Origin of the sequence: Streptomyces sp. NPDC050759 (genome assembly GCF_044456945.1) — a bacterium.
Classification (GTDB): Bacteria; Actinomycetota; Actinomycetes; order Streptomycetales; family Streptomycetaceae; genus Streptomyces.
The window spans coordinates 226,353-253,032 of sequence record NZ_JBITGI010000005.1 but is presented as its reverse complement, the minus strand read 5'-3'; the positions used below and the strand labels follow the sequence as shown (position 1 = coordinate 253,032).

The window sequence follows — 26,680 nt, the reverse complement described above, 5'->3', positions numbered from 1 at the left end:
CCCTTCCCCACGGATGGGGCGGATCAGCGCAGGCCGGCGAAGAGATCGTTCTCGGGGAGCGCCGCGCCGGTGGCGTCCTGGACACGGACGAAGGTCTCGACGCCCATCAGCTCGCCGAACCTCTCCTTGCCCATCCTGAGGAAGAAGATATTCTCGCCCTGACTGGCGTGCGCGGCCAGCGAGTCGAACTTCTGACCGCTGAACGCGGTGGTGTCCACCCACGTCGTGATCTCGTCGTCAGGCAGGCCGATCTCGGCCAGCGCTGCGGTCTCGGCAGGGTCCGGCTCGGGCATGTCCTCCTGGAACTCGCGCATGATCTCGCCGAACCGCTGCATCATCGAGCGGGGCATCGTGGTCCAGTACACCTTCGGCGTCAACGCGGTCATCTCCAGCGCCGCCATCGTGATGCGGTGGGCCTGGATGTGGTCGGGGTGACCGTAGAAGCCGTTCTCGTCGTAGGTGACGACCACATCAGGTCGGTAGTGCCGCATGAGTTCCGCGAGTCGGGCCGCGCCTTCCTGCACCGGGGTCCGCCAGAAGGATCCGGGAGCGTCGTTGCTCGGCCAGCCCATCATCCCGGAGTCGGCGTAGTCCAGCGTCTCCAGATCGCTGATCTTCAGGACGTCACGGCTCGCCTCGAGTTCTTGGCGGCGCAGCAGGGCCACCGCCGCCGGATCGTGCCCGGGATCACCTGGCTTGACACCCCCCGGCCCGTCACCGCAACCACCGTCGGTACAGGTCACGAGAACCGTGCGGATTCCTTCCGCCGCATACCGCGCGAGGACCCCTCCGGTTCCGGTGGCCTCGTCGTCGGGGTGAGCGTGTACTGCCATGAGCGTCAAGGGCCGGTCAGTCATGAAGAAGTCCTCCTGCGGACATACGTTTGGTCCGGGTGCGCGGCGGGCGTACCGCGATCCTGGGGACCGGATCCCGCCGGCCCCTCGTCGATGCAACCGCGCCGGCCGGACCGACTGTTCCCGGGCGGCCGACCTCGCTGGTGGGCGCCCGGGTCGAGGTCGTGGCCACGGGGGACGTCGAGGACGTCGGCGACCGTGACCTGGGACCGCGGCTCGCCGTCGCCGCCCTCGCGGCGGCGGCCGGCAGCCGTGCGTGAAGCGCACCGTACCCGACCTGCGGGACGAGTCGCTGGGCCCGCCGCCCGCATGGACACGGCAACCGGGGGAGCCGCTGACCGCCGCCGCCCTCGCGACGCGCGCGGCCGTGTCCCCCGCCCGGCTCACCGAGCGCGGCGACGAGCGGCTGGACGGGAGGGCCGCGAGGGGCGGCCGCGAGGCTCCACGCGCGCGTGCGGCGCGAGACGGGACTCAGCCCGTCGGCCTATCGGCGGCGTTGCGGAGCGGGCGGCGGGGAAGCGGTAACGGCATGAGATTCCTCGTACGCGACCGGCTCCTCGGCTTCGGTGACGACTACTGGATCGAGGACGACCAGGGCAACAAGGTGTTCCTCGTCGACGGCAAGGCGATGCGCCTCAGGGACACCTTCGAGCTGAAGGACACCAGCGGGCGGGTCCTGATCGACATCCGCCAGAAGATGCTCGCCCTGCGCGACACCATGCTGATCGAACGGGACGGCGAGCCGCTGGCGACGATCAAGCGGAAACGCCTGTCCCTGCTGCGCAACCACTACCGGGTGGCCCTCGCCGACGGCAGTACCGAACTCGACGTCAGCGGCAAGATCCTCGACCGGGAGTTCGCCGTCGAGTACGACGGTGAGCTGCTCGCGGTGGTCTCGCGACGTTGGCTGCACGTGCGGGAGACCTACGGCGTCGACATCGTCCGCGACGACGCGGATCCGGCGCTGCTCATCGCGGTGGCCGTGTGCGTGATCCACCTCGCCGAGAAGGAGCGGGAGGACGACTGACCTCCCGGGACGTCACAGCACCCGGTCCTTCAGGGCCGGGAACAGCTCCCGGGTCACGGCCACCTTCCCGGGGTCGAACTCCACCGTGAGGATCTCCTCGCCGGCGCCCGCCTCCGCGAGGACCTCGCCCCACGGATCCACCACGATCGAGTGACCTGCCTGCGGAACCCGCGCGTGCGTCCCGGCCGTTCCACAAGCGAGCACGAACGCCTGGTTCTCGACCGCCCGCGCCCGGGCCAGCAGCGTCCAGTGCGCCCGGCGGCGCTCCGGCCAGCCCGCCGGGATCACCAGGGTCTCGGCGCCCGCGTCGACGAGACCGCGGAAGAGTTCGGGGAAACGGAGGTCGTAACAGGTGGCGACGCCGACGGTCGTCTCCGGCAGACGGACCGTCACCAGGTCCTCGCCGCGACCCATCAGCACGGCCTCGCCCTTGTCGAAGCCGAAGCGGTGGATCTTGCGGTAGGTGGCGGCCAGGTCACCGGAGGGCGAGAAGAAGAGGGAGGTGTTGTAGAGGGTGCCGTCAGGGGCCCGCTCGGGGACCGAGCCCGCGTGCAGCCACACGCCGGCGTCGCTCGCGGCCTTCGTCATGACCTCGTAGGTCGGCCCTTCCAGCGGTTCGGCCTCGTTCCCGAACTCCTCGAAGGCGAACGCCCCGGTGGTCCACAGCTCCGGCAGCACGACGAGGTCGGCCCCGGCCTGATCCCGTACCAGCGATGCCACGCGACGCCGACGCGATTCGACCGATTCGTCCTCATCCACGGCGATCTGGATCAGAGAGGCGCGCACACTACCACCGTCCTGGCATTCGAGCCGTCCATTACGGGCCTACGATCGTCACACGAAAGCACTGCCGGGGTGCCTCACAGCAGCGTAACTTAGCGTCTCAAGACACCCGCCGACAGCCACCACCTCCACTGGCAACGCCGCCATCACCAGCCCGTGCTCCGACCGCCGAGGGGTCCCGTTCCGTGAGTCTGCATCCCACCCTCCAGCCCTACGCCGACGCCTGGACCCACTCCATCGAAGCGATATCCGAGCTGGTGACGCCCCTCGTGGAGGGAGAGTGGAACCGCCGTACCCCCTGCCCGGGCTGGTCGGTCCGGGACGTGGTGTCCCATGTCATCGGTCTGGACTGCGAGATGCTGGGCGACCCGCGCCCCATCCACACCCTCCCCCGCGACCTCTTCCACGTCACCAACGACCACCAGCGGTACATGGAGATGCAGGTCGACGTCCGCCGCCACCACACGGCACCGGAGATGACCTCCGAGCTGGAGTACGTCGTCATCCGCCGCAACCGCCAGCTGCGGAACGACTCCCGCGACCCCGGCACGAAGGTGCGCGGCCCGCTGGGCACCGAACTGACGCTCGCGGATTCCATGCGCCAGCACGCCTTCAACGTCTGGGTGCACGAACAGGACCTGCGCACCGCCCTCGGCCGGCCCGGCAACCTCGACTCCCCCGGCGCGCACATCGCCCGGGACGTCCTGCTCGAAGCGCTCCCCGACATAGTGGCCGTCAAGGCCGACGCCCCCCGCAGCTCGGCGATCGTCTTCGACGTCCACGGTCCCATCGAGTTCCTGCGCACCATACGCGTCGACATCCAGGGCCGCGGCACCCTGGAGACCGCCCCCGCCCTCGGTCCCGCCGCCACCCTCACCCTCGACTGGGAGACCTACGTGCGCCTGGCCTGCGGCCGGGTGACCCTGGAGTCGGTGACGGACCGTGTGAAGGCGGAGGGCGACCCGGAACTGGCGTCGGCGATCCTCAGGAACTTCACCGTGACGCCGTAGCGGGTGACGGACTCCGTCCCGGCGGGTGTGGCGGGCCCGATGCGCTGACGTCCGTTCAGCTGATGTCCGGTCAGGCGGGCACGTGGACCGTCTCCACCCGGCTCGCCACCAGCCGCTCCCGCTCCCGCCGGGCCGCCCGCCCGCGCAGCCGCAGGATCTGGCTGACGCCGAGCGCCTGGAGCACGAAGACGGACGAGAAGGCGACGCTGTAGTTGTCGTCGGTCGCGTCCAGGAGCACCCCGACGGCGAACAGGGTGGTCATCGACGCGACGAACCCGCCCATGTTCGTGATGCCGGACGCGGTCCCCTGCCGCTCCGGCGGGTTCGCCGGCCGCGCGAAGTCGAAACCGAGCATCGAGGCCGGTCCGCACGAGCCGAGGACCACGCACAGCACGATCAGCAGCCACATCGGCGCACGCTCGCCGGGGTAGGCCAGCGTGGCCGCCCAGAGCAGCGCCGTCGCCCCCACGGTCCCGAGCGCGAGCGGCAGCCGCGCCTCGTGGTGCCGGGCGACGACCTGGCCGTAGACCAGACCGACGACCATGTTGGACAGCACGACCAGAGTGAGCAGTTCGCCCGCCACCGCCCGGGACAGCCCCTGTGCCTCGACGAGGAACGGCAGGCCCCACAGCAGCAGGAACACCATCGCCGGGAACTGGGTCGTGAAGTGCACCCACAGCCCGAGCCGGGTGCCGGGCTCCCGCCAGGACGCGGCGATCTGCCGCCGTACATAGGCCGCCCCCTGGTGCGGGAACGGCTCCGGCTCCTGCCCCTCGGGGTGGTCCTTGAGGAAGAGGAGCAGCAGGACCAGCACCACCACACCCGCGAGCGAGCTGCCCGCGAACGCCGGGGTCCAGCCGATGCCGTGCAGGAGCCGGGCCAGGACCAGCGTGGAGACCAGGTTGCCCGCCATGCCGGCCAGCCCGGCGAGCTGCGCGACCAGCGGCCCGCGGCGGGCCGGGAACCAGCGGGTGCCCAGGCGCAGCACGCTGATGAAGGTCATCGCGTCGCCGCAGCCGAGCAGGGCGCGCGAGGCGAGGGCCGTTCCGTACGACGGTGAGAACGCGAAGCCGAGCTGCCCCGCCGTGAAGAGCACCACGCCGAGCGTCAGCACCTTCTTGGTGCCGAGCCGGTCCACGAGCAGGCCGACGGGTATCTGCATGCCCGCGTAGACGAGGAGTTGGAGGATCGAGAAGGTCGACAGCGCCGAGGCGTTCACATGGAAGCGGTCGGCCGCGTCGAGGCCGGCGACTCCGAGGGACGTACGGAAGATGACCGCGACGAAGTAGACGGAGACGCCGATGCCCCACACGGCCATAGCGCGCCGGCCGCCTGGGGGTGCCATCGCTGAGGGACGGTCACCCGGAAGAGTGGACCTGCTCATCGGACCTCACCCCGGGCGAGGTGGGAGAACCACTCGACATGCCCGTGAATCAGGCCTACGACCGCCTCCGCGTCGCCGGAGCGCAGTGCCTGAAGGATCTGCTCGTGCTCGGCGAGGGTCTTGGTGATCCGGTCCGGGTGGGCGTGCATCACGGCCACGCCCATCCTGAGCTGGCGGTCGCGGAGTTGGTCGTAGAGCCGGCTGAGGATCTCGTTGCCGCCGCTGCGGACGATCTCGGCGTGGAAGCAGCGGTCGGTGACGGCGGCGCCGGCCAGATCCCCGGCGGCGGCCTGCTCCTTCTGCCGCCCGAGCAGTTCCTCGAGGCGCGCGATGAGCTGCGGGGACGCCGGTACGGCCTTGCGGGCGGCGTGCCCTTCGACGAGCTGCCGGGTCTCGACGACGTCGGCGATCTCCTGCGCGGAGACCGGCAGGACCAGGGCCCCCTTTTTCGGGTAAAGCTTGATCAGCCCCTCGACCTCGAGACGCAGCAGCGCCTCTCGCACGGGTGTACGGGAAACCCCGACGGCCTCGCCGAGTTCGCCCTCGGTGAGCAGGGTCCCGCCCTCGTAACGGCGGTCCAGGACACCCTGCTTGACGTGGGCGTAGACGCGATCGGCGGCGGGAGGCTGTTTCACGGCCAGGCTCATGCCCACAGCATAGATACAACACGTACGCATGGTGAGTCCCGTTCCAGCATTCGGACCTCGACAGGAACTCCCGTCCGCGAAAGCCACACCCGCCCCAGCCGGGGCACAACCTTGTGTGCTACTTACGTGTCACACACGTGCGGCCCCACTTTCTTCCCCTTCCAACCCGGCCGCACCCAGGGGCATTCGACGTATTCGGGGTATTTCAGTTGATTACCGCCATCAAGGGCCTCCGTGTCCGCAGAGCCGCAGCCGTCGCGATCACGACCGGCGCAGTGCTCGCCACCGGAGCTCTCACCGCGGCACCCGCGCAGGCGCTCACGGCGCCGACCATCACCGCCAAGGGCGGATTCCTGATGAACAGCGTGACCGGCTCGACCCTCTACAGCAAGGCGCCGAACACGAAGCGGCTCACCGCTTCCACCACGAAGATCATGACTGCGAAGGTCGTACTGTCGCAGTCGAACCTGAACCTGGACGCCAAGGTCACGATCAAGAAGGCGTACAGCGACTACATCGTCTCCAAGGGCGCTTCGTCCGCTCACCTGATCGTGGGCGACAAGGTGACCGTCCGTCAGCTGCTCTACGGGATGATGCTGCCGTCCGGCTGTGACGCCGCGATGGCCCTGGCCGACAAGTTCGGCTCGGGCTCGACGGTCTCCGCGCGCACCAAGTCGTTCATCGCGAAGATGAACACGACGGCCCGGAGCCTCGGCATGGCGAACACGAAGTTCGACTCGTTCGACGGAATAAGCAATGGTACGAACGCCTCGACGCCGAAGGACCTCACGCTGCTCGCCCGCAACGTGATGAAGAACTCGACCTTCAAGTCCGTCGTGAAGACCAAGTCGTACACGGCGAAGACGATCACCAAGACCGGCAGCACCCGCACCATGGGTGCCTGGACCAACACCAACACCCTGCTCGGCTGGAACGGCACGCTCGGCATCAAGACCGGCTCGGGCACCGACTCCAAGTACTGCCTCGTCTTCGCCGCCACGAAGAACGGCGAGTCCGTCATCGGCGCGGTCATGACCTCCTCCACGGCGGCCAACCGCACGACCGACGTGAAAAAGCTCATCAACTACGGCTACGCGAAGATCAGCTGACGCCGACCACGAAGGGGCCCGTCGCCGAAAGCGACGGGCCCCTTCAGCGTGGGACGACGTGTCCACCGCGGGCAGATCACGCCCAGGTGATCAACTTCTTCGGTTGCTCGAGGATCGCCGCCACGTCGGCCAGCACCTTGGAGCCCAACTCGCCGTCCACCAGGCGGTGGTCGAAGCTGAGCGCCAGGGTGGTGACCTGGCGGGGCTTCACCTTGCCCTTGTGGACCCAGGGCTGGAGCTTGATCGCGCCGACGGCGAGGATCGCGGCCTCTCCCGGCGGGAGGATGGGGGTGCCGGTGTCGACGCCGAAGACGCCGACGTTGGTGATGGTGACGGTGCCGCCCTGCATCGCGGCCGGGCTGGTGCGGCCCTCCTTGGCCGTGGCCACCAGTTCGCCCAGCGCTTGGGCCAGTTGCGGCAGGGTCTTGGTGTGGGCGTCCTTGATGTTCGGGACGATCAGGCCGCGGGGGGTGGCGGCGGCGATGCCGAGGTTGACGTAGTGCTTGAGGACGATCTCCTGGTTCGTCTCGTCCCAGGAGGCGTTGATGTCGGGGTTGCGCTTGATCGCGACCAGCAGGGCCTTGGCGATCAGCAGGAGGGGGTTCACCCGCAGGCCTTGGAGGTCCTTGTCCTGCTTGAGCTCCTCGACCAGCTTCAGGGTGCGGGTCACGTCCACCGTCACGAACTCCGTGACGTGCGGGGCCGTGAACGCCGAACCGACCATCGCCGCGGCCGTCGCCCTGCGGACGCCCTTGACCGGGATGCGGGTCTCGCGGGCCGCGTCGTACGACGCGGTGGGGGTCACCGGGGCCGTGACCGGGGCCTGCGTCACCACCGGCTCGGGCGCGGGGGCCTGGGCCGGGGTCGCCGCCGCGTGGACGTCCTCGCGGGTGATGATGCCGTCCGGGCCGGACGGGGTCACCGTGGTCAGGTCGACGCCCAGGTCCTTGGCCAGCTTGCGCACCGGGGGCTTGGCCAGCGGGCGGGGCTGCACGGTGGTGGCCGGGCTCGTGGCGGCGGGGCTCGTGGGGGCCGGGCCGTGGCCGTTCAGTTCGGTCTGGATCGCGACCGACGCCTGCTGGACCGGAACCTCCGGGCCCTTGCGGGGCCGGCGCTTGGTCGAGGAGGCCGCCACGCCGTAGCCGACCAGGACGGGCTGACGGCCCTCCTGCTTCTTCTCGGGGGCCTCGGAGGCTTCGGGAGCCGCGGAGGCTTCAGGAGCCTCGGCCGGCGTCTCCGGGGCCGCGGGGGCCCCGCCCGCCACGTCCACCGCGATGATCGCCGTGCCCACGTCCACCGTGGTGCCCTCGGGGAAGCGCAGCTCGCGCACCACCCCGTCGTAGGGGATGGGCAGTTCGACGGCGGCCTTGGCCGTCTCCACCTCGCACACCACCTGCCCGTCGGTGACCGTGTCACCGGCCTGGACATACCACTTGAGGATCTCCGCCTCGGTGAGCCCCTCGCCCACGTCGGGCATCTTGAACTCGCGCACGGACGCTTCCGTCATCGTCGTCACGACCCTCTCCTCAGTACGCCAGCGAGCGGTCGACGGCATCCAGTACCCGGTCCAGACTCGGCAGGTACTCCTCCTCCAGGCGGGCCGGCGGGTAGGGGGCGTGATAGCCGCCCACCCTGAGCACCGGGGCCTCCAGGTGGTAGAAGCAGCGCTCCGTGATCCGGGCCGCGATCTCCGCGCCCGAACCGAAGAACACCGGGGCCTCGTGGACCACCACCAGGCGCCCGGTCTTCTCCACCGAGGTCTGGATCGAGTCGAAGTCCAGGGGCGAGACCGAGCGCAGGTCCACCACCTCCAGCGACTTGCCCTCCTCGGCGGCCGCGTCGGCGACCTCCTTGCAGAGCTTCACCATCGGGCCGTAGGCGACCAGGGTCAGGTCGGTGCCCTCACGGACCACCTTGGCCTTGTGCAGGGGGCCGGGGATCGCCTCGGTGTTGACCTCGCCCTTGTCCCAGTACCGGCGCTTGGGCTCGAAGAAGATCACCGGGTCGTCGCTCTGGATGGCCTGCTGCATCATCCAGTACGCGTCGGAGGGGTTGGAGGGGCTGACCACCTTCAGGCCCGCCACGTGCGCGAAGAGCGCCTCGGGGGACTCCGAGTGGTGCTCCACGGCGCCGATGCCGCCGCCGTAGGGGATGCGGACGACGACGGGCATCTTGACCTTGCCCAGAGACCGCGCGTGCATCTTCGCCAGCTGGGTGACGATCTGGTCGTAGGCCGGGAAGACGAAGCCGTCGAACTGGATCTCCACCACCGGGCGGTAGCCCCGCAGGGCGAGGCCGATCGCGGTGCCGACGATCCCGGACTCGGCGAGCGGGGTGTCGACGACCCGGTCCTCGCCGAAGTCCTTCTGGAGGCCGTCGGTGACGCGGAAGACGCCGCCGAGCTTGCCGACGTCCTCACCCATGACGAGGACCTTGGGGTCGGTGTCCAGGGCGCGCCTGAGCGACTCGTTGATCGCCTTGGCCAGTGCCATGTTCGTGAACGTCACAGTCTCCGCCATGATCAGGCCCCTTCCCCATCCGTGAACGACGCCTGGTAGGCGGCGAACTCGGCCCGCTCCTCGTCGACGAGCGCGTGTCCGTCCGCGTACGCGTGCTCGAAGAGGGCGAAGCGGTCCGGATCCGGCATGGCACGGACCGCCTCACGCACTCGCCTGCCCAACGCCTCGGACTCGGTCTCCAGTTCCGCGAAAAATCCCTCTTCCGCGTGGTTTGAGGCCTCCAGGTACCGGCGAAGGCGCAGGATCGGGTCCTTCGCCTCCCAGGCCTCGCGCTCCTCGTCGGCCCGGTACTTGCTCGGGTCGTCGGAGGTGGTGTGGGCGCCCATGCGGTACGTGTAGGCCTCGACGAGCGTCGGTCCCTCGCCGCCGCGAGCCCGCTCCAGGGCCCACTTGGTGACGGCCAGCGACGCGAGCACGTCGTTGCCGTCGACCCGTACGCCGGGGAAGCCGAAGCCCTGCGCGCGCTGGTAGAGCGGGACGCGGGTCTGCCTCTCGGTCGGCTCGGAGATGGCCCACTGGTTGTTCTGGCAGAAGAACACGACCGGGGCGTTGTAGACCGCGGAGAAGGTGAACGATTCGGCCACGTCGCCCTGGCTGGAGGCGCCGTCGCCGAAATAGGCGATGACCGCGGAGTCGGCGCCGTCCTTGGCGACACCCATCGCGTAGCCCGTGGCGTGCAGCGTCTGGGAGCCGATGACGATCGTATAGAGGTGGAAGTTGTTCCCGTTGGGGTCCCAGCCGCCGTTGTTCACCCCGCGGAACATGCCGAGCAGGTTGGTCGGATCGACCCCGCGGCACCAGGCCACGCCGTGCTCGCGGTAAGTGGGGAAGACGTAGTCGTCGTCGCGCAGCGCCCGTCCCGATCCGATCTGGGCGGCCTCCTGGCCGAGCAGCGAAGCCCACAGGCCCAGCTCGCCCTGGCGCTGCAGGGAGGTGGCCTCGGCGTCGAAGCGGCGGGTGAGCACCATGTCGCGGTAGAGGCCGCGGAGCTCTTCGGGGGTGATGTCGGCGACGTACTTGTCGTACTCGGCGTTCTTGACGCGCTTGCCCTCGGGCGTCAGCAGCTGAACCAGTTCGGGCTTGGTGCTCGGGGACTTCCTCGTCCCGGCGCTGCGTCGCGGCTTGCGCGCGGCAGTGCTCTCCACGGTCACGTGTGCTCCTCCGTCGGTCCGGCCCTCGGGGTTGCCGGGAGCTGGGGGTCCCCCAGCTCGTTCAGAGCCTGGGGAAGCGGCTCACCTGTTTCCGACACCCGTGCACGGGGTGGGTGTCACGTGGCCGGAACAGGCGTGACAGGTGCCCCGGCGAGCGCCCTGCAAGAATCACGTTACCCAGTGCGCCACATTTCTGTGAAACCCCCTTTGACCTGCGATTTTGCTTGGATTTCCAAGTAAATCGGGAAAGGCTGGAAGGGGCGCTGGTCACAGCCTTGCAGGAGGCCGGAGCAACGGCACGTTATCCCGTCGACCCAGGTCACCGGAAGAGCATTCGCGTTCGACTTGCTGAGTGTGCGAAGAAGCCCCGTGACCGAAGGCGACCGACAGCGACGCACTGTGTCGATCTGTGACTGTACGCGACAATGCCCAGCTCACAGTGCTGATTCGTGCCCTAGCATCTGGCGCGTGCCGCGCTCTCCTGTACCACCTCTCATGCCTCACGCGCCCCCACTGGCCGCCCTCCTCCGCCGGTACGCCGCCGGATCCGCCCTCGCCTGCGATCCCGTCGACCAAGGCCTTCTCAACCGCGGCTACCGGCTCCGCACGACCCGCGGCCGTTACTTCCTCAAGCACCACTTCGACCCCGAGACGGCCGCCCCCGAGGCGATCGCCCGCCAGCACGGTGCCACCCAGCGCCTGGCCGCCCTCGGCGTCCCGGTCGCCCCGCCCCTCCCGGGCCACGACGGCCGCACCGTCGCGGTCGTCGGCGGGCACGCCTACGCCCTCCACCCCTGGATCGAGGGCCGCCATCGCCACGGCGCCCAGCTCACCGCCGAGCAGTGCGGCCGGCTCGGGGCGCTGCTGGGGGTGGTGCACGCGAGCCTGGAGCGGGTGATGCCGGTGGAGGGGTGTGGGCAGGGGGAGGGGTGTGGGCAGGGGGAGAAGGGTGCGTCGGCGGTCGGCGGCGCACGAGCCGACGAAGGCGCCCCGGGCAGCGAGCCGCGCACGCCGTGGGGCGCCGGAACACCGGGTGGCCGGCGCCTCGCCCCGCCGGGCGAAGGGGTGCAGGACGGCCGGCCCCGCGCGCGGGCGGGCCGGAGCGCGCCGGGTGCAGAAAGCGCCGCTTCCATGGGCCATGCCGCCGCGCGTACCCACGGCACCCGTGCCGGGACGTCGCACGCCGGTCACCCGCACGTCCGGAACGCCGGGACCGCGCCCCCCGTCGACGCCGGCGCCGACCCCGCCGCCACCTTCGCGCTCATCGACGACCTCCTCGCGCGTGTGCGCGGACACCGGCCGGCCGACTCCTTCGACGAGCTGGCCCGGCACCGGCTCCTGGAGCGGCGGTCACTGCTCGAACAGCACGTGGGACGACGGCCTCCGCACGGCGGGCCGGTGGGCTGGGTGCACGGGGACTTCCACCCCTTCAACCTGCTCTACCGGGGTGACGCGCCCGCCGCGATCGTCGACTGGGACCGGCTCGGCGTGAAGCCCCGCGCGGAGGAGGCGGTACGCGCCGCCGCGATCTTCTTCGTACGTCCCGCGGGGACGCTCGACCTGCCGAAGGTGCGGGCGTACGCGCGCGCGTACCGGCGTACGGCGGGAGCCACGCCCTCGGAACTCGCGGCGGCCGTGCATCGCGTGTGGTGGGAGCGCCTCAACGACTTCTGGATGCTGCGCTGGCACTACGAGCGGGGTGACACCCGCGCCGATTCCCAGTTCCCGGCGGCGTCGGCGCTGGTGGTGTGGTGGACGCGGGAGTACGAGGCGGTGTGCGACGCGTTCGTGGAATGACGCAGGGGTCGCGGAAACGGCACGCGCGCGTGGCGCCCGTTCCCAGGCCACGCGCGCGCGAAGGGTCGCGGGCGGTCAGGAGTCGCCGCCTCCGCCGCCGCCCGCACCTCCGACCAGGCCGCCGCCGGTCGGGTCCGCCGACTCCGTCGGCTCCGGCGCCGTATCGCTCGGCTCCGGCGTGTCCGAGGGCTCCGTCGCGGTCTCGGACGGCTGCGTCTCCGTGGGCGACGGCGTGTACGAGGGCGTGTACGACGGCGTATAGGACGGCGTGTAGCCGGTGTCGCCCGAGCTGCCGCTGTTGTCCGTGGAGGTGTCGGTCTCCTCCTCGGTCGGCTCGTCGCTCGGCGTCTCGCTGGCCGTCTGGTCGTCGGTGCTCTTCGAGGTGGTCGGCGTCACGGAGCTGCCGGTGCCGCCACCGTCCCCGCCACCGCCGCCGCCGTTGAGCGCCAGGGCGACGCCCGCCGCGACGGCGATCACCGCGAGGACGGCGAGGATCCACAGCTTGCCGCGGCCGCTGCCCCGGTTGCCGTGCCCCTCGAAGCCGCCGTCGTCCCCGCCGCTGTAGCCGGAGGGCAGGATCGGCTGCGGAATCTGGGTGGTGCCGGAGGAGTCGCCGGGGTGCGGCAGCACGCTGGTGCTCGCGAAGCCCGCGGAGGGCGTGCCGCGGCCGTCGTGCGCCGTCACCGGGCCGGTGTTCCAGGTGCCGGTGTGGCCTCCCTGGTCATACAGCATCTGCAGGCCGTACTGGACGAGTCCGCGCATCTCCTCGGCCGTCTGGAAACGGTCGTCCGGCTCCTTGGCCAGCGAGCGCATGACCAGGCCGTCGAGCTCCGGCGGGACGGCGTCGGAGACCTGCGACGGAGGCGTCGGGATGTCCTGGACGTGCTGGTAGACGACGGAGAGCGGGGTTTCGCCGGTGAACGGCGGCCGCAATGCGAGGAGTTCGTACAGCAGACACCCCGTGGCGTACAGGTCGGAGCGGTGGTCGACCGCCTTGCCGAGGGCCTGCTCCGGGGAGAGGTACTGCGGGGTGCCCATGACCATGCCGGTCTGCGTCATCGTCGTGGACGCGCCGTGCAGGGCGCGGGCGATGCCGAAGTCCATGACCTTGACGGCGCCGTTGTGCGTGATGATCACGTTCGCCGGCTTGATGTCACGGTGCACGATGCCGTGCTGGTGCGAGTAGGCGAGCGCTTCCAGGACCCCGGAGACGATGATCAGGGCCTGCTCGGGACCGGGCGCCTCGGCGTTGAGGAGGAGATCCCGGATCGTCCGTCCCTCGACGATCTCCATGACGATGTACGGCACCGACTGGCCGCCCACGAAGTCCTCGCCGGAGTCGTACACGGCGACGATCGCGTGGTGGTTGAGACCGGCCACGGACTGGGCCTCGCGCGTGAAGCGGGCCTTGGAGGTCGGGTCCTCGGCGAGATCGGCGCGCAACAGCTTGACGGCCACGGTGCGGCCGAGCCGTACGTCCTCGGCCGCGAACACCTCGGCCATACCGCCCCGGCCGAGTCTGCGGGTCAGCCGATATCGGCCGTCCCCCACCAGTCCGCCGTTACCCCACAGCTCCGGCGCATCTGACATTCCGCCGCCAGTCGCCTCGGGGTCGGACGGGCCCTGAGCGCGCTGCTGCTGTGCCATCGGTCCTCGCCGTCGTTTCTGCCCGCGGTGCGCGCGGTGTTGTCACGGTCTCCGTCGGCCACGCTACAGCCTTCACGCAAGCCGCCGGTCCGGGATGAGCCCGGGGACCGGCCCGAGACGGACCGGCCATCAAACCTGTACTACGTCTCGGCGTGCAAATCCTGTGTACCGGCCGTAGGGCACCTGTAACGCCCGCGCGACCTTTCTTTCGCGTACGGTCACGGAACGGGCACCTCGCTTCCGCGGGGGACGGGCGGCCCGGAGCGGGACTCCGTGGCCAAGGTCACGCCCGCCGCTCCCCGGCACGCCGACCCGGCACGGACCTCGCCCGGAAGAAGAACCCGTACGAGCGTTTCCCACCGGCGACATGAAGGGCCCGGCAGCGTCGGCTGCCGGGCCCTTCCCAGGTCGGGGGTTACAGGTACGGTCCGCCCGAGCGGCCGCCGGCCCGCGGGTCGACACCTTCCTCATGGCCGCCGACGCCCGGGGGCAGCGCACGGCGCATCTGCTCCAGCTGGGCCCGCGCGGCCATCTGCTGGGCGAACAGCGTGGTCTGGATCCCGTGGAAGAGACCCTCGAGCCAGCCCACCAACTGGGCCTGGGCGATGCGCAGTTCCGCATCACTCGGGGTCACGTCTTCGTTGAAGGGCAGGGAGAGCCGCTCCAGCTCCTCCACGAGTTCCGGGGCCAGACCGTCCTCCAGCTCCTTCACCGAGCTGGCGTGGATCTCCTTGAGCCGCGCCCGGCTGGCCTCGTCGAGAGGAGCCGCGCGCACCTCTTCGAGCAGCTGCTTGATCATGCTGCCGATCCGCATGACCTTCGCGGGCTGCTCGACCATCTCCGTGACCGGAACCTCGCGGGAGTCGTCGTCACCCCCGCCGCCCAGCGCCATCCCGTCCTGGCCCACGACCAGGATCTGGGGACTTTCCGGCGAACCTTCGTTCCTCGGCATCTCCATGCCGCCATTCTCTCGCACCCGTACATGTCACCAGTGAGGTGCCCCCGCTATGCGCTGATCCACCGTCCGCGGAACGGATCGCCCCCATGGCTCCGCCCGGAATGCCGGTTTCCTGACTGAGTGCCAGTCTTGTCCCGTGACTCCCTGGCTACGTGCGACGGTACTGGCGATCGTGGTGGGCTCGAGCGCCGTCGTCCTGCCGCAGGGCGGCCTGCCGTACGGGACCCCTCAGGCCTACGGCGCCGAGCTGCACCCCCTCACCTCGGCAGGCCCGACCAGCTCGGGGCGCCCGCGCGGCGCCGCGAGCGCGTCACCCTCCTTCACCGAGCCGCGGTCCCCGACCCTGCCACCCGCCCACCGGCCGCTGCGGAGGACCGACTGGTCCCTCAGCACCGGGACCCCGCCGCGCACCACCCCGAGCTCGTCGGCCTCCCCCTCCGACACCCCGTCGAGCGCGGTCGAGGCTCACGGACCGCGGCACCCCGCCACGAGCACGGCACCCTCCCCACCCGCCGGACCCTCGGATGCCCCGCGGGGCCATGGCCCGAAGCGCGCCTCACCCTCGGCCTCCCTCGCTCCCTCCCCCTCTGCCGCAACCCCCTCCCGCGCCGGAAGCCGTGCGGGTGAAGGGCGGGAGCGGCCGGGACGGCGGGAGGAGCCGGTGGAGGAGGACGTGGACGGCGAGGGCACGGACTCCGGGGGGACCCATGCCGGGAAGACCGATGCCGGGGACGGTGACCTCACCGCCGTGTCGGAGCCGCCCCCGCGGACCGCCCTTGCACCGTCACGGCCCGCGCAGCGGCCCGCGGCCGCGCCCAAGGTGTTCATCCTGCCGCTCGGCACCGGGCTGGTGCTGGTCGGACTGGGGCTCGGGCTCGGCCTGTTCGCGCTGCGGATACGGCGCGGGTAGGGCCGTACCGAAAACGCCGGAACGCCTACGGCGCGACCAGCAGGACCTTACCGATGTGGCCGCTCTCCTCGACGACCCGGTGCGCGGCGGCCGCGTCGCTCATCGGCAGCTCACGGTCGACGACGGGACGGATGTGCCCGGCGTCGAGCAGCGGCCACACATGTTCGCGTACGGCCGCCACGATCGCCGTCTTCTCCGCCGGCGGCCGCGCCCGCAGCGAGGTCGCGCTGATAGCGGCGCGCTTGTTCAGCAGCGTGGCGATGTTCAGCTCGCCCTTGATGCCGCCCTGCATGCCGATGATCGCGAGCCGTCCGTTGACGGCGAGTGCGTTGATGTTGCGGTCGAGGTACTTCGCGCCCATGTTGTCGAGGATGACGTCGGCGCCCGCTCCGTCGGTGGCCTTCCTGACCTCCTCGACGAAGTCCTGTTCCCGGTAGTTGATCAGGATGTCCGCGCCGAGCTCGGCGCAGCGGTCCAGCTTCTCCGGCGTGCCCGCGGTCACCGCGACCTTGGCGCCCACGGCCTTGGCGAGCTGGATCGCCATCGTGCCGATGCCGCTGGAGCCGCCGTGCACCAGCAGGGTCTCGCCGGGGCGCAGGTGGGCGACCATGAAGACGTTCGACCAGACCGTGCAGACCACCTCGGGCAGCGCGGCCGCCCGCTTCGCGTCGAGGCCCTTGGGCACGGGCAGCAGCTGTCCGGCCGGTACGGCGACCTTCTCTGCGTAGCCGCCGCCCGCGAGCAGCGCGCACACCTCGTCGCCGACGGCCCAGCCGGAGACACCGGGGCCGATCTCGGCGATCCGTCCGGAGCATTCCAGGCCGGGGTAGGGGGAGGCGCCGGGCGGGGGGTTGTAGAAGCCCTGCCGTTGCAGGATGTCGGCGCGGTTGACGGCGCCGGCCACCACCTCGACCAGCACCTCGCCCTCGCCGGCCACGGCATCCGGCACCTCGCTCCAGACCAGCGCCTCGGGCCCACCGGGTTCGGGAATCGTGATCGCATGCATGCGCCCGACGCTACTCCCCGCCCGGAAAAGCCCGTGCACGACCGATGAGTTTGCGCGACGGTAAAGGTCTCCCCATGCGTAGCCCATGTACGCGGAAGGAAACCCGACCATGAGCCAGCACACGTCAGCCCTGGCCATCGAAACGGCGGGCCTGGTGAAGACGTTCGGCGAGACCAGGGCCGTCGACGGAGTCGACCTCGCCGTGCCGGCCGGCACGGTCTACGGCGTCCTCGGCCCGAACGGCGCCGGCAAGACCACCACCGTGAAGATGCTCGCCACCCTGCTCAGGCCCGACGGCGGCGAGGCCCACGTCTTCGGCCACGACGTCGTCCGCGAGGCCGACGAGGTACGCGGCCGGGTCAGCCTCACCGGCCAGTACGCCTCCGTCGACGAGGACCTCACCGGCACCGAGAACCTGGTCCTGCTGGGCCGCCTCCTCGGCCACCACAAGAAGGCCGCACGCGAGCGTGCCGGCCAGCTCCTGGACGCCTTCGGTCTTTCGGACGCGGCCGGGAAGCAGGTCAAGCACTACTCCGGCGGCATGCGGCGTCGTATCGACATCGCCGCGTCCATCCTCAACACACCCGAACTGCTCTTCCTCGACGAGCCGACCACCGGCCTCGATCCGCGCAGCCGCAACCAGGTCTGGGACATCGTGCGCGCGGTCGTCGCCCAGGGCACCACCGTGCTGCTGACCACGCAGTATCTGGACGAGGCCGACCAGTTGGCCTCGCGGATCGCCGTCATCGACCACGGCCGGGTGATCGCCGAGGGCACGAAGGGCGAGCTGAAGGCCTCGGTGGGCGCCGGGACCGTGCATCTGCGTCTCAGGGACGGCGGGCAGCGGCCCGAGGCGGCGGAGATCCTACGACGGGTCCTCGACGCCCAGGTGCAGCTGGAACCCGACTCGGTCGCGCTGACGGCCCGGCTCGCCACGGCAGCCGGTGACACGGCCGCCGAGCAGGCCTCGCGCGCCCTCGCCGAACTGGCCCGCACCGGGATCACCGTCGACAACTTCTCGCTGGGCCAGCCCAGCCTGGACGAGGTCTTCCTCGCCCTTACCGGACACGACACGCACGAGGCCCGCGACTCCCGCGACTCCCGCGACTCCCGCGACGACAAGGACGAGGTGGCGGCATGAGCACCGCGACACAGACCGAGGCCCAGGACCTCGCCCCCGTCAGCGCGGAGTCGCTGGCCGCGCTGCTGGTCACCGGGGAGCGTCCGCCGCGCCCGAGCGCCCTGTCGGCCTCGCTGACCTTCGGCTGGCGGGCGATCCTCAAGATCAAGCATGTGCCGGAGCAGCTCTTCGACGTCACCGCGTTCCCGATCATGATGGTGCTGATGTACACGTACCTGTTCGGGGGCGCCCTGGCCGGGTCCCCGAAGGAGTACATCCAGTTCCTGCTGCCGGGCATCCTGGTGATGTCGGTCGTGATGATCACGATGTACACCGGTGTCTCGGTGAACACCGACATCGAGAAGGGCGTCTTCGACCGGTTCCGCACGCTGCCGATCTGGCGGCCGTCGGTGATGGTCGGTTATCTGCTCGGCGATGCCCTGCGCTACACGATCGCGTCCGTCGTGATGCTCACCGTCGGTGTGATCCTCGGCTACCGTCCGGACGGCGGCGTCGCCGGGGTGGTCGCCGGGATCGCCCTTCTCGTCGTGTTCTCGTTCGCCTTCTCGTGGATCTGGACGATGTTCGGGCTGCTGCTGCGCACCGAGAAGTCGGTGATGGGCGTCAGCATGATGGTGATCTTCCCGCTGACCTTCCTGTCCAACGTCTTCGTCGACCCTCGCACGATGCCGGGCTGGCTCCAGGCCTTCGTCAACAACAGCCCGATCACCCATCTGTCCTCGGCCGTGCGCGGGTTGATGGCGGGCGACTGGCCCACCGACGAGATCGCCTGGTCGCTGGCGTGGGCGGGCCTGTTCGTCGCGGTCTTCGGACCGGTCACCATGCGGCTCTACAACCGCAAGTGATCACTGCGAGGGCATCGGAGGCAGCGGGCGTGCGTCGGGTGCCACCTGGGTGCCCGGCGTCGCGCGCACGATCGTGATCAGTCGGTCCGTCAGCTCCAGCGTCCCGATGGCCGGATCGTCGTAGCCGAGCACCCGGTGCCCGCGCACAACGCTCACCACCAGGTCGTCCGTCTCCCTCGGCTTCCTTCCCACCTCGGCCTTTATGACCGGCCGTTCGACGATGTCGAGCCCGCTGCCCTGCTGGATGAGGTCCTCCATCACCATGCCGGCGGCGGGGCTGAGCACCGAAAGACCGAGGAGCCGGCCGGCCGCGCTGGCGCTGGTGATGACCGCGTCGGCACCGGACTGCTTGAGCAGCGGCGCGTTCTCCTCCTCGCGCACGGCGGCCACGATCTTGGCGCCCTTGTTGAGCTGTCGGGCGGTCAGGGTCACGAGGACGGCCGTGTCGTCGCGCTGGGTGGCGATGATGATCTTCCGTGCCCTGTGCACCTCGGCGCGCATGAGCACCTCACTGCGTGTGGCGTCCCCGATGATTCCCGCATAGCCGTCGGCGGTGGCGGCGTCGATCGCCTTGCCGCTGGGGTCGACCACCACGACCTGCTCCTTCTTCAGACCCGTCGCGCAGACGGTCTGGATCGCCGACCGTCCCTTGGTGCCGAAGCCGACGACGACGGTGTGGTCGCGCAAGGTGGACCTCCAGCGGTTGAGCCGCCACTCCTCCCGGGTGCGTTCGGTGAGGACTTCGAGCGTCGTGCCGACCAGGATGATCAGAAACAGCACGCGCAGGGGAGTGATGACGAAGATGTTGGTGAGCCGGGCGGCATCGCTGACCGGGGTGATGTCGCCGTATCCGGTGGTGGAGAGGGTGACGGTCGCGTAGTACCAGGCGTCGAGGAAGTCGACGGACCGGTCGGAGTTGTCGTTGTACCCGTCGCGGTCGGCGTAGACGATCAGGGCGGTCGCTGCGAGGACCAGCAGCGCCATCAGGACCCGCTTGGCGACCTGGCGGAACGGGTGCTCCACCACCTTGCGCGGCAGCTTCACCTTGTGGGTCACGAGATGCTCGTCCGCCTGGCGGGCGATCGCGTCATGGCCCGGAAGTTTCACGTGAAACACACCCCGATCCCGGCGGATGCCCAGGGCAGATCGAGCAGTTCGGCCTCCTGCCCCGGCCGGGCACCCCCGGGCGGTACGACGGCGAGGGCGTCGGCTGCCGCGATGCCCCGCAGCATGGCCGGGCCGTTGTAGTGCAGCGGGACCGCACTGTCACCGCGCAGGACGACCGGGACGAGCCGGGTGTCGTACGGATGACCGTGGGCCTCGTCCCGCAAGGGCAGCGTGTACGGCTCCGGGGCCGGGCGGGCGGCCAGGGTGCGCAGCAGCGGCTCGGCGAGCGTGAGCAGGCCGGAGACCGCCGCCAGAGGATTGCCGGGCAGGCCGATGAGGTGCTGGTTCTCCTTGGTGCGGGCCAGCAGCATGGGGTGGCCGGGGCGCACCTTGACGCCGTCGACCAGGAGCTCGGCGCCGATATGGCCAAGAACGGGGTGGACGTGGTCGACGGGTCCGGCCGCGGTGCCGCCGGTCGTGACGATCACGTCGGCATCGGAGCCGGTGACGGCCTTGCGCAGGGCCGCGGCGGAGTCACCGAGCCGGCGTACGGCGGTGACCTCGGCGCCGAGCGCGCGCAGCCAGGGCGGGAGCATCGGCCCGAGCGCGTCCCGGATCAGGCCGTCGCGCGGAGCGCCCTCGGTGAGCAACTCGTCGCCGAGGACGAGGACGTCGACGCGGGGGCGGGGGACAGCGGCGAGGGTGTCGTATCCGGCGGCCGCGGCAAGGCCGAGGACGGCCGGGGTGACGATTGCGCCGGGCGGCAGGAGCTGGTCCCCGCTGCGGCACTCCTGTCCGCGCGGGCGGATGTCCTGGCCGTGGACGACCTCCCGGGTGGCGTGCAACCTGCCCTTCTCGTCGGTCTGTCCGTGCTCGCTGCGCAGGACGGCGGTGGTGTCCGGGGGGATGCGCGCGCCGGTGGCGATCCGGGCCGCCTCGCCGTCGGTGAGGGGCGCGGGCTCGGCGTGTCCGGCCAGTACCCCCTCGTCCCGCACGGCCCAGGGGCCGGGTCCCGCGACCGCCCAGCCGTCCATGGCTGAGGTGTTGAAGGAGGGGAGGTCGGTGAGGGCGTCGAGGGGGGCGGCCAGGGTGAGACCGAGGGCGTCCTCGAGCCGTACGGAGACGGGGGCGCGGCGGGCGTTGCGGCTCACGGCACGGGCGGCCCGGGCGGCCGTGGCGCGGGCCTCGGTCCAGGGGGTCGCCTTGTGGTGGGCGTGCGGTTCGGGCGCGCGGCCGGAGCCCTGGGGCGGGGGTGCCGGGGCATGGTGGGCGGCACCGTTGTCTTCCTTCACCAGCGCCAGCGCCTCCTCGACGTCGAACTCGTCGGCGTCCTCGGCGTTCTCGCCGCTGCGCAGGGACCGGGCGGTCATCCGGCGTCCGGGCGGGTGTCGGGGCCCCCGTCGGGCGTGGCGGCGGTGTCGCCGTCGGCCTCGTCGGCCCAGCGCAGGGCCAGGGCCGCGGCCTTGCGGGAGGCCTCGGCGACGGCCTCGGGACCACCGCCTGCACGCGCCGCGGCGTAGCCGACGAGGAACGTCGTCAGTGGTGCCGCGGGCCTGGCCACGCCGTGTGCGGCGTCACGGGCGAGGTCGAGCAGCACGCCGGTGTCGACGTCGAGGTCGATGCCCAGTTCGTCCTTGACTGCGGAAATCCATTCATCCAACACGTGCCCATGCTCCCTGATGCGTGCCCTGGCGGTGGCGATGTCGTCCCAGGTGTCGCAGTCGAAGGACGCGACGGGGTCGGGGACGCGGGTGAGGTCGAGCGCGGCGGTCAGCCGGCGCAGCGGAAGGCCGGAGAGAGCGCCGTGCTCCTTGGTGAGCGCGGCGAGTTCGTGGCGCAGCGAGGTCGCGCGGTACGCGGCCACCAGCGGCTGGTCGCGGCCGTCGGCGTCGGTGAGCAGCACGCCGTCGGCGCCGCCCGTGCGCAGGACGGTCAGCAGCAGCCGTGCGGTGCCCTCTTGGAGGAAGGGCAGGTCGGCGGAGAGCACCAGGACGTACCGCGCCGTGGTGTGTCGCAGACCGGCGTCCAGGGCGGCCAGCGGGCCGCCGCCGGGCGGGTCCTCGCGGGCCCAGGTGACCGGCCGGGCTGTGGGGCGGGGGTCGGCGACGACGACGGTGGTGCCGGCGTCCGCGCAGGCGGCGAGGACACGGTCGAGCAGGGCGCGTCCCCCCACCCGCACACCGGGCTTGTCCGCGCCGCCGAGCCGCCGGGCGGCGCCCCCGGCGAGCACCACCACGTCGTACACCGGACCGGCGCCTGGATCGCGCGAGGGCTCGTACGAGGTCACCCCCCGAGTATGCGTGCCGCCGCGATCACAGGGAACGTGCGGCGGCGCCGCGATCGCGCCGTACGGGTGCCGGCGCCGCGACCGCGGCGTGCCGGATCTGGGCAAGGACACGGGCCTGTCCACCTCGGCCGTGCACCAGCGGGTGCGACGGCAGGGCCTACCGCCTCGGGGTCGACCACCGCGCGTACCCGCGGATGACACCACGCTGCTCCAGGCAGCGGCCCGGGGCGCGCCGCGGTCACAGGGTGCGCAGCAGGACCGCCGGCTGTTCCACGCAGTCCGCCACATACCGCAGGAATCCGCCCGCGGTGCCGCCGTCGCACACCCGGTGGTCGAAGGTGAGCGAGAGCTGGACGACCTGGCGCACCGCCAGCTCGCCCTCGTGCACCCACGGCTTGGGGACGATGCGGCCGACGCCGAGCATGGCGGCCTCGGGGTGGTTGATGATCGGCGTGGAGCCGTCGACGCCGAACACGCCGTAGTTGTTCAACGTGAAGGTGCCGCCGGTGAGTTCCGCGGGGGTGAGGGTGCCGGTGCGGGCCGCCTCGGTCAGCCGGGCGAACTCCACGGACAGCGACTCGGCGTCCCGCGCGTGCGCGTCCTTCACGACCGGTACGACCAGTCCCCGCTCGGTCTGCGCGGCGAACCCCAGATGCACGGCGTCCAGTCGCACGATCTCCCTGGCCGCCATGTCCACGGTGGAGTTGAGCTCGGGGAAACGGGCGAGGGCGGCGGTGCAGATCCGGGCGAGCAGCGCGAGCAGGGAGATCTTCGGAGCGCCGGTCGCGTTCATCGCGGCACGCGCGCGCATCAGTTCCGTCGCGTCGGCGTCCACCCAGCAGGTGGCGTCGGGGATCTCGGTCCGACTCCGCGAGAGCTTGTCGGCCACGGCGCCCCGGACGCCCTTGAGGGGGACGCGGGTCCCTCCGGGGGTCGTCGCTGGGGCTGTCGCCGGGGTGGCGGCCGGTACGGGAGCCGTACGCGTCTGTACGGCGGCGGCCCGCAGGGCGTACTCGACGTCCGCCCGCAGGATCAGTCCGTCCGGGCCGGAGCCGGTGAGCTCCTTGAGGTCGAGGCCGTTCTCGCGCGCGAGCCGGCGCACCAGGGGCGAGATCACGGGAACGGGCCCGTCCACCACGGCCTCGGGCGCACCGGCCCGACCGGCCGCGGGCGCACCGGACTCCTCCACCCGTCCGGTCGCCACCGCCCTGGACACGTCCCGTCCGGCCGTCTGCGCCCGGGGCCCGCCGTCCGGCTCCTCAACCGGCTCGGCGGCGACGCTCCGGCCGTTCGCGGCCGCGGGCACGGCGGGTGTCGGCCGTACCCTCCGCCGCCGCGCGGGTGCCTCCGAGGTGCCGTACCCGACCAGTACGTTGCCCGAGCCCCCCGCCGAACCACCGGAGGCCTCCGTCGAACCGCCGGGGGCCGCCGCCCCGACCGCCACCGTGATCAGCGGTGCCCCCACCGGGAGCTCGCTGCCCTCCTCGCCGAAACGGGCCGTGACGACGCCGGCGTAGGGGCACGGGACGTCGACCATCGCCTTGGCCGTCTCGACCTCGACGACCGGCTGGTCGACCGCGACGACGTCGCCGACCTCCACCAGCCAGCGGACGATCTCCGCCTCGGTCAGGCCTTCGCCGAGATCCGGCAGCCTGAACTCCAGCACCTGCGCCATCAGCTCTCCGCCTCCCACTGCAGACGCCCCACGGCGTCCAGGATCCGGTCCACGCCGGGCAGATGATGACGCTCCAGCATCGGCGGCGGGTAGGGGATGTCGAACCCGGCCACGCGCAGCACCGGCGCCTCCAGATGGTGGAAGCAGCGCTCCGTGACCCGGGCCGCGATCTCCCCGCCCGGTCCGCCGAACCCGCCCGACTCGTGCACGACGACCGCTCGTCCGGTCCGCCGTACCGAGGCCGAGACCGTGTCGTCGTCGAACGGCACCAGTGAGCGCAGGTCGACGACTTCGAGGTCCCACCCCTCCTCCCGCGCGGCCTCGGCGGCTTCGAGGCACACGGGTACCGACGGGCCGTACGTGATGAGTGTGGCGCTCCGGCCGGGGCGCCGCACCACCGCGCGGCCTATCGGTTCAACGGTTCGGGGATCGTCCGGGTTCCAGGAGTCCTTCGACCAGTACAGCCGCTTGGGCTCCAGGACGACGACCGGGTCGTCGGAGGCGATGGCGGCGCGCATCAGGCCGTAGGCGTCGGCGACGGTCGCGGGCGTGACGACGTGGAGCCCCGGCGTCGCCATGTAGTACGCCTCGGAGGAGTCGCTGTGGTGCTCGACCCCGCCGATGCCCCCGCCGTAGGGGACCCGGATGGTGATCGGCAGCGGCATCGCCCCGCGCGTGCGGTTGCGCATCTTCGCCACATGACTGATCAGCTGCTCGAACGCCGGGTACGCGAAGGCGTCGAACTGCATCTCCACGACCGGCCGCAGCCCGTACATCGCCATGCCGACGGCCGTGCCGAGGATGCCCGCCTCGGCGAGCGGGGTGTCCGTGCAGCGGTCCTCGCCGAACTCCTTGGCGAGCCCGTCGGTGACCCGGAAGACACCGCCGAGGGTGCCGACGTCCTCGCCCATGACGTGCACGGTGGGGTCGGCCGCCATCGCGTCGCGCAGCGCGCGCGTGAGGGCCTGCGCCATGGTGGCCGGCTTGAGGGCGACGGTGGTCATCGGTGCGCACCCCCGTGAGAGTCGTGCTCGGCCTCGAGCTCGGCCCGCAGCTGGGCCTGCTGTTCGCGCAGTTGCGGGGTGGGCTCGGCATAGACATGGGCGAACAGGTCCATGGGGTCGAGGACCGGGTCCTGGTTCATGCGCTCGCGCAGTCCGGCGGCGAACTCCTCGGCGTCCTGGCGCACGGCCTCGATGCCGTCCTCGTCGATCAGGCCGCGCTCGGTCAGCTCGTGTTCCAGGAGGGCGATCGGGTCGTGCCCGCGCCAGGTCTCGACCTCGGCGTCGCCTCGGTAGCGGGTCGCGTCGTCGGCGTTGGTGTGGGCGTCCACGCGGTAGGTGATCGCCTCCACCAGGGTGGGTCCGCCGCCCCCACGCGCGTGGCGTACGGCGGCGCTGAGGACCTCGTGCACGGCGGCCGCGTCGTTGCCGTCGACCAGGCGCCCGGGCATGCCGTAGCCGACGGCCTTGTGGGCCAGCGTCGGGGCCGCGGTCTGCTTGGCGAGCGGGACGGAGATGGCGAAGCCGTTGTTCTGGACCAGGAAGACCACCGGGGCCTGCCACACGGCGGCGAAGTTCAGCGCCTCGTGGAAGTCGCCCTCGCTGGTGCCGCCGTCGCCGACCATGGCGAGCGCGACCACGTCGTCGCCCTTGAGGCGGGCGGCGTGCGCGAGGCCGACGGCGTGCGGGAGCTGGGTGGCGAGCGGGGTGCACAGGGGGGCCACGCGGTGTTCGCGCGGGTCGTAGCCGGTGTGCCAGTCGCCGCGCAGGAGGGTCAGTGCCTGGACGGGGTCCAGGCCGCGGGCGACGGCGGCGAGGGTGTCGCGGTAGCTGGGGAAGAGCCAGTCGCGGTCCTGCAGGGCCAGCGCGGCGGCGACCTCGCAGGCCTCCTGTCCGGTGCTGGAGGGGTAGACCGCCAGGCGGCCCTGCTTGGTGAGGGCGGTGGCCTGCGTGTTGTAGCGGCGGCCGCGCACCAGCTCGGCGTACAGGCGGCGCAACAGGGCCGGGTCGGCCTTCGCGGCCGCGTCGGTGCCGAGGACGCGTCGTGGCTCCGCGTCGGGCAGCAGGGGCGCGGGGTCCGTGCGGGGCTGCCATGCGGGCGGCGGCGATGGCCGGTACGCGCCCCGCTGCTCCATGACTGTCATGACGGCATCTCCTCGTGGGAGCGGCTGGTGGCGCACCACGGGTGTGAGGCGCCTCACCTACCGATTGTTCGGTCGTCGGCACATTTTGGCTACCGGCCCCCTCAGGCTGTGGACAAACGGTTCTCCACAACCTCCAATGAACGCAGTACGTCCATGACACGGAGGCGGGGGGACATGGCATCTGAACAAATGGCCGAAGGCCCGGAGAGCGGCGCCCCCCTCCCGCCCCCGCGTCCGCTCGACGCCATCGATCAGGACATCCTCCAGATGCTCCAGGCGGACGGCCGCGCGTCGATAAGGTCGGTCGCCGAACGGGTGCACGTCTCGCGCGCCAACGCCTACGCGCGGATCAACCGGCTCGTCGAGGACGGCGTCATCCGCGGCTTCGGGGCCCGCGTCAACCACGAGCGCGCGGGCCAGGGCACCTCGGCGTACATCACCCTGAAGATCGTCCAGAACTCCTGGCGAACGGTCCGGGAACAGCTCAGACAGCTGCCCGGGGCCTCCCACATCGCGCTGGTCGGCGGGGACTTCGACGTGCTGCTCCTCGTCCACACGCCCGACAACAGATCCCTGCGCGAGCTGGTCCTGACCCGCCTCCAGGCGATCCCGGAGGTCCTCAGCACCCGCACCCTCCTGGTCTTCGAGGAGGAGGACCTGGAACCGCAGGGCTGACG

General features: G+C 71.3%; 25 protein-coding genes and 1 pseudogene. 10 read left to right on the top strand and 16 right to left on the bottom strand.

Annotated features, from left to right (window positions below; genetic code table 11):
* Positions 1-23: 23 nt before the first annotated feature.
* Entirely contained in the window at positions 24-857 is an 834-nt protein-coding gene (locus ACIBJB_RS17675) for a PIG-L family deacetylase (protein ID WP_398931394.1), read from the bottom strand.
* Between the two features lie 35 nt (positions 858-892).
* Here ACIBJB_RS17675 and ACIBJB_RS17670 point away from each other — a divergent pair, with 35 nt between their 5' ends.
* The 3 genes and pseudogenes from ACIBJB_RS17670 to ACIBJB_RS17660 all read left to right on the top strand — a co-directional run bounded on the left by ACIBJB_RS17670 (position 893) and on the right by ACIBJB_RS17660 (position 1,881).
* A complete protein-coding gene (locus ACIBJB_RS17670; protein WP_398931392.1) occupies positions 893-1,114 on the top strand; it encodes a hypothetical protein in 222 nt (73 codons plus the stop codon).
* Positions 1,087-1,387, top strand: a pseudogene (locus tag ACIBJB_RS17665) (AraC family transcriptional regulator); the annotation flags it as partial. The gene ACIBJB_RS17670 and the pseudogene ACIBJB_RS17665, both read left to right, overlap by 28 nt.
* Entirely contained in the window at positions 1,384-1,881 is a 498-nt protein-coding gene (locus ACIBJB_RS17660; protein WP_359384414.1) for an LURP-one-related family protein, read from the top strand. The pseudogene ACIBJB_RS17665 and the gene ACIBJB_RS17660, both read left to right, overlap by 4 nt.
* Positions 1,882-1,893: 12 nt before the next feature.
* Here the strand turns inward: ACIBJB_RS17660 and ACIBJB_RS17655 are convergent, their stop codons facing one another.
* Positions 1,894-2,667, bottom strand: coding sequence for a carbon-nitrogen family hydrolase (locus tag ACIBJB_RS17655; protein ID WP_398931390.1), 774 nt, complete (start codon positions 2,665-2,667; stop codon positions 1,894-1,896).
* A 182-nt stretch (positions 2,668-2,849) separates the two neighbouring features.
* Here ACIBJB_RS17655 and ACIBJB_RS17650 point away from each other — a divergent pair, with 182 nt between their 5' ends.
* Positions 2,850-3,674, top strand: coding sequence for a maleylpyruvate isomerase family mycothiol-dependent enzyme (locus ACIBJB_RS17650; RefSeq protein WP_398931388.1), 825 nt, complete (start codon positions 2,850-2,852; stop codon positions 3,672-3,674).
* A 70-nt stretch (positions 3,675-3,744) separates the two neighbouring features.
* Here ACIBJB_RS17650 and ACIBJB_RS17645 read toward each other — a convergent pair whose 3' ends face one another.
* The gene (locus ACIBJB_RS17645) at positions 3,745-5,058 is read right to left on the bottom strand and encodes a nitrate/nitrite transporter (protein ID WP_398931386.1); all 1,314 of its coding nucleotides are present in this window, start codon (positions 5,056-5,058) and stop codon (positions 3,745-3,747) included.
* Entirely contained in the window at positions 5,055-5,705 is a 651-nt protein-coding gene (locus ACIBJB_RS17640) for a GntR family transcriptional regulator (protein ID WP_398931384.1), read from the bottom strand. The genes ACIBJB_RS17645 and ACIBJB_RS17640 overlap by 4 nt, the downstream gene beginning before the upstream one ends.
* A gap of 209 nt (positions 5,706-5,914) precedes the next feature.
* Between ACIBJB_RS17640 and ACIBJB_RS17635 the strand changes: the two genes are divergently transcribed.
* Entirely contained in the window at positions 5,915-6,814 is a 900-nt protein-coding gene (locus ACIBJB_RS17635) for a D-alanyl-D-alanine carboxypeptidase family protein (RefSeq protein ID WP_398931382.1), read from the top strand.
* A 76-nt stretch (positions 6,815-6,890) separates the two neighbouring features.
* Here the strand turns inward: ACIBJB_RS17635 and ACIBJB_RS17630 are convergent, their stop codons facing one another.
* The 3 genes from ACIBJB_RS17630 to pdhA (ACIBJB_RS17620) are packed head-to-tail and all read right to left on the bottom strand — an operon-like array spanning position 6,891 to position 10,484.
* Complete coding sequence (locus ACIBJB_RS17630) at positions 6,891-8,330, bottom strand: dihydrolipoamide acetyltransferase family protein (RefSeq protein ID WP_398931380.1); 1,440 nt, start codon at positions 8,328-8,330, stop codon at positions 6,891-6,893.
* A gap of 10 nt (positions 8,331-8,340) precedes the next feature.
* A complete protein-coding gene (locus ACIBJB_RS17625) occupies positions 8,341-9,333 on the bottom strand; it encodes an alpha-ketoacid dehydrogenase subunit beta (protein ID WP_398931378.1) in 993 nt (330 codons plus the stop codon).
* Positions 9,334-9,335: 2 nt separating this feature from the next.
* Positions 9,336-10,484 (bottom strand): pyruvate dehydrogenase (acetyl-transferring) E1 component subunit alpha, encoded by a 1,149-nt coding sequence (pdhA, locus tag ACIBJB_RS17620; RefSeq protein WP_398931376.1) that lies wholly within the window; start codon positions 10,482-10,484, stop codon positions 9,336-9,338.
* 495 nt (positions 10,485-10,979) lie between these two features.
* On the opposite strand from pdhA (ACIBJB_RS17620), the gene ACIBJB_RS17615 reads away from it, so the two are divergent.
* Entirely contained in the window at positions 10,980-12,281 is a 1,302-nt protein-coding gene (locus ACIBJB_RS17615) for a phosphotransferase (RefSeq protein ID WP_398931374.1), read from the top strand.
* Between the two features lie 75 nt (positions 12,282-12,356).
* On the opposite strand, the gene ACIBJB_RS17610 is transcribed toward ACIBJB_RS17615, so the two are convergent.
* Both ACIBJB_RS17610 and ACIBJB_RS17605 read right to left on the bottom strand, forming a co-directional pair.
* Positions 12,357-13,928: a protein kinase gene (locus ACIBJB_RS17610; RefSeq protein ID WP_398931372.1), complete on the bottom strand. Its 1,572-nt coding sequence runs from the start codon at positions 13,926-13,928 to the stop codon at positions 12,357-12,359.
* A 415-nt stretch (positions 13,929-14,343) separates the two neighbouring features.
* Positions 14,344-14,886 (bottom strand): bacterial proteasome activator family protein, encoded by a 543-nt coding sequence (locus tag ACIBJB_RS17605; RefSeq protein WP_398931370.1) that lies wholly within the window; start codon positions 14,884-14,886, stop codon positions 14,344-14,346.
* A 136-nt stretch (positions 14,887-15,022) separates the two neighbouring features.
* Here ACIBJB_RS17605 and ACIBJB_RS17600 point away from each other — a divergent pair, with 136 nt between their 5' ends.
* A complete protein-coding gene (locus ACIBJB_RS17600) occupies positions 15,023-15,796 on the top strand; it encodes a hypothetical protein (RefSeq protein ID WP_398931368.1) in 774 nt (257 codons plus the stop codon).
* A gap of 25 nt (positions 15,797-15,821) precedes the next feature.
* Here the strand turns inward: ACIBJB_RS17600 and ACIBJB_RS17595 are convergent, their stop codons facing one another.
* The gene (locus ACIBJB_RS17595) at positions 15,822-16,802 is read right to left on the bottom strand and encodes an NAD(P)H-quinone oxidoreductase (RefSeq protein ID WP_398931366.1); all 981 of its coding nucleotides are present in this window, start codon (positions 16,800-16,802) and stop codon (positions 15,822-15,824) included.
* A 109-nt stretch (positions 16,803-16,911) separates the two neighbouring features.
* Here ACIBJB_RS17595 and ACIBJB_RS17590 point away from each other — a divergent pair, with 109 nt between their 5' ends.
* Both ACIBJB_RS17590 and ACIBJB_RS17585 read left to right on the top strand, forming a co-directional pair.
* Positions 16,912-17,943: an ATP-binding cassette domain-containing protein gene (locus ACIBJB_RS17590; protein ID WP_398931364.1), complete on the top strand. Its 1,032-nt coding sequence runs from the start codon at positions 16,912-16,914 to the stop codon at positions 17,941-17,943.
* Positions 17,940-18,788, top strand: coding sequence for an ABC transporter permease (locus tag ACIBJB_RS17585; RefSeq protein WP_398931362.1), 849 nt, complete (start codon positions 17,940-17,942; stop codon positions 18,786-18,788). The genes ACIBJB_RS17590 and ACIBJB_RS17585 overlap by 4 nt, the downstream gene beginning before the upstream one ends.
* Here ACIBJB_RS17585 and ACIBJB_RS17580 read toward each other — a convergent pair whose 3' ends face one another.
* The 6 genes from ACIBJB_RS17580 to pdhA (ACIBJB_RS17555) form a co-directional block, all read right to left on the bottom strand.
* On the bottom strand, positions 18,789-19,904 hold the full coding sequence (locus ACIBJB_RS17580) for a potassium channel family protein (protein ID WP_398931360.1): 1,116 nt from the start codon (positions 19,902-19,904) through the stop codon (positions 18,789-18,791).
* Positions 19,892-21,265, bottom strand: coding sequence for a molybdopterin molybdotransferase MoeA (locus ACIBJB_RS17575; RefSeq protein WP_398931358.1), 1,374 nt, complete (start codon positions 21,263-21,265; stop codon positions 19,892-19,894). The genes ACIBJB_RS17580 and ACIBJB_RS17575 overlap by 13 nt, the downstream gene beginning before the upstream one ends.
* On the bottom strand, positions 21,262-22,182 hold the full coding sequence (locus tag ACIBJB_RS17570) for an NTP transferase domain-containing protein (RefSeq protein ID WP_398931356.1): 921 nt from the start codon (positions 22,180-22,182) through the stop codon (positions 21,262-21,264). Before ACIBJB_RS17570 ends, ACIBJB_RS17575 begins: the two co-directional genes overlap by 4 nt.
* Before the next feature lie 238 nt (positions 22,183-22,420).
* Complete coding sequence (locus ACIBJB_RS17565) at positions 22,421-23,857, bottom strand: dihydrolipoamide acetyltransferase family protein (RefSeq protein WP_398931354.1); 1,437 nt, start codon at positions 23,855-23,857, stop codon at positions 22,421-22,423.
* Complete coding sequence (locus ACIBJB_RS17560; RefSeq protein ID WP_398931352.1) at positions 23,857-24,861, bottom strand: alpha-ketoacid dehydrogenase subunit beta; 1,005 nt, start codon at positions 24,859-24,861, stop codon at positions 23,857-23,859. Before ACIBJB_RS17560 ends, ACIBJB_RS17565 begins: the two co-directional genes overlap by 1 nt.
* Positions 24,858-26,003 (bottom strand): pyruvate dehydrogenase (acetyl-transferring) E1 component subunit alpha, encoded by a 1,146-nt coding sequence (gene pdhA / locus ACIBJB_RS17555; RefSeq protein ID WP_398931350.1) that lies wholly within the window; start codon positions 26,001-26,003, stop codon positions 24,858-24,860. The genes ACIBJB_RS17560 and pdhA (ACIBJB_RS17555) overlap by 4 nt, the downstream gene beginning before the upstream one ends.
* A gap of 189 nt (positions 26,004-26,192) precedes the next feature.
* Here pdhA (ACIBJB_RS17555) and ACIBJB_RS17550 point away from each other — a divergent pair, with 189 nt between their 5' ends.
* Positions 26,193-26,678 (top strand): Lrp/AsnC family transcriptional regulator, encoded by a 486-nt coding sequence (locus ACIBJB_RS17550; RefSeq protein WP_059208227.1) that lies wholly within the window; start codon positions 26,193-26,195, stop codon positions 26,676-26,678.
* Positions 26,679-26,680: the final 2 nt, after the last annotated feature.

Bases quoted from the DNA above. Each gene is read 5' to 3' on its own strand.
- ACIBJB_RS17675 (WP_398931394.1), bottom strand. From the start codon at position 857: ATGACTGACCGGCCCTTGACGCTCATGGCAGTACACGCTCACCCCGAC.
- ACIBJB_RS17660 (WP_359384414.1), top strand. From the start codon at position 1,384: ATGAGATTCCTCGTACGCGACCGGCTCCTCGGCTTCGGTGACGACTAC.
- ACIBJB_RS17645 (WP_398931386.1), bottom strand. From the start codon at position 5,058: ATGAGCAGGTCCACTCTTCCGGGTGACCGTCCCTCAGCGATGGCACCC.
- ACIBJB_RS17640 (WP_398931384.1), bottom strand. From the start codon at position 5,705: ATGAGCCTGGCCGTGAAACAGCCTCCCGCCGCCGATCGCGTCTACGCC.
- ACIBJB_RS17625 (WP_398931378.1), bottom strand. From the start codon at position 9,333: ATGGCGGAGACTGTGACGTTCACGAACATGGCACTGGCCAAGGCGATC.
- ACIBJB_RS17615 (WP_398931374.1), top strand. From the start codon at position 10,980: ATGCCTCACGCGCCCCCACTGGCCGCCCTCCTCCGCCGGTACGCCGCC.
- ACIBJB_RS17610 (WP_398931372.1), bottom strand. From the start codon at position 13,928: ATGGCACAGCAGCAGCGCGCTCAGGGCCCGTCCGACCCCGAGGCGACT.
- ACIBJB_RS17605 (WP_398931370.1), bottom strand. From the start codon at position 14,886: ATGGAGATGCCGAGGAACGAAGGTTCGCCGGAAAGTCCCCAGATCCTG.
- ACIBJB_RS17595 (WP_398931366.1), bottom strand. From the start codon at position 16,802: ATGCATGCGATCACGATTCCCGAACCCGGTGGGCCCGAGGCGCTGGTC.
- ACIBJB_RS17590 (WP_398931364.1), top strand. From the start codon at position 16,912: ATGAGCCAGCACACGTCAGCCCTGGCCATCGAAACGGCGGGCCTGGTG.
- ACIBJB_RS17585 (WP_398931362.1), top strand. From the start codon at position 17,940: ATGAGCACCGCGACACAGACCGAGGCCCAGGACCTCGCCCCCGTCAGC.
- ACIBJB_RS17575 (WP_398931358.1), bottom strand. From the start codon at position 21,265: ATGACCGCCCGGTCCCTGCGCAGCGGCGAGAACGCCGAGGACGCCGAC.
- ACIBJB_RS17565 (WP_398931354.1), bottom strand. From the start codon at position 23,857: ATGGCGCAGGTGCTGGAGTTCAGGCTGCCGGATCTCGGCGAAGGCCTG.
- ACIBJB_RS17560 (WP_398931352.1), bottom strand. From the start codon at position 24,861: ATGACCACCGTCGCCCTCAAGCCGGCCACCATGGCGCAGGCCCTCACG.
- pdhA (WP_398931350.1), bottom strand. From the start codon at position 26,003: ATGACAGTCATGGAGCAGCGGGGCGCGTACCGGCCATCGCCGCCGCCC.
- ACIBJB_RS17550 (WP_059208227.1), top strand. From the start codon at position 26,193: ATGGCCGAAGGCCCGGAGAGCGGCGCCCCCCTCCCGCCCCCGCGTCCG.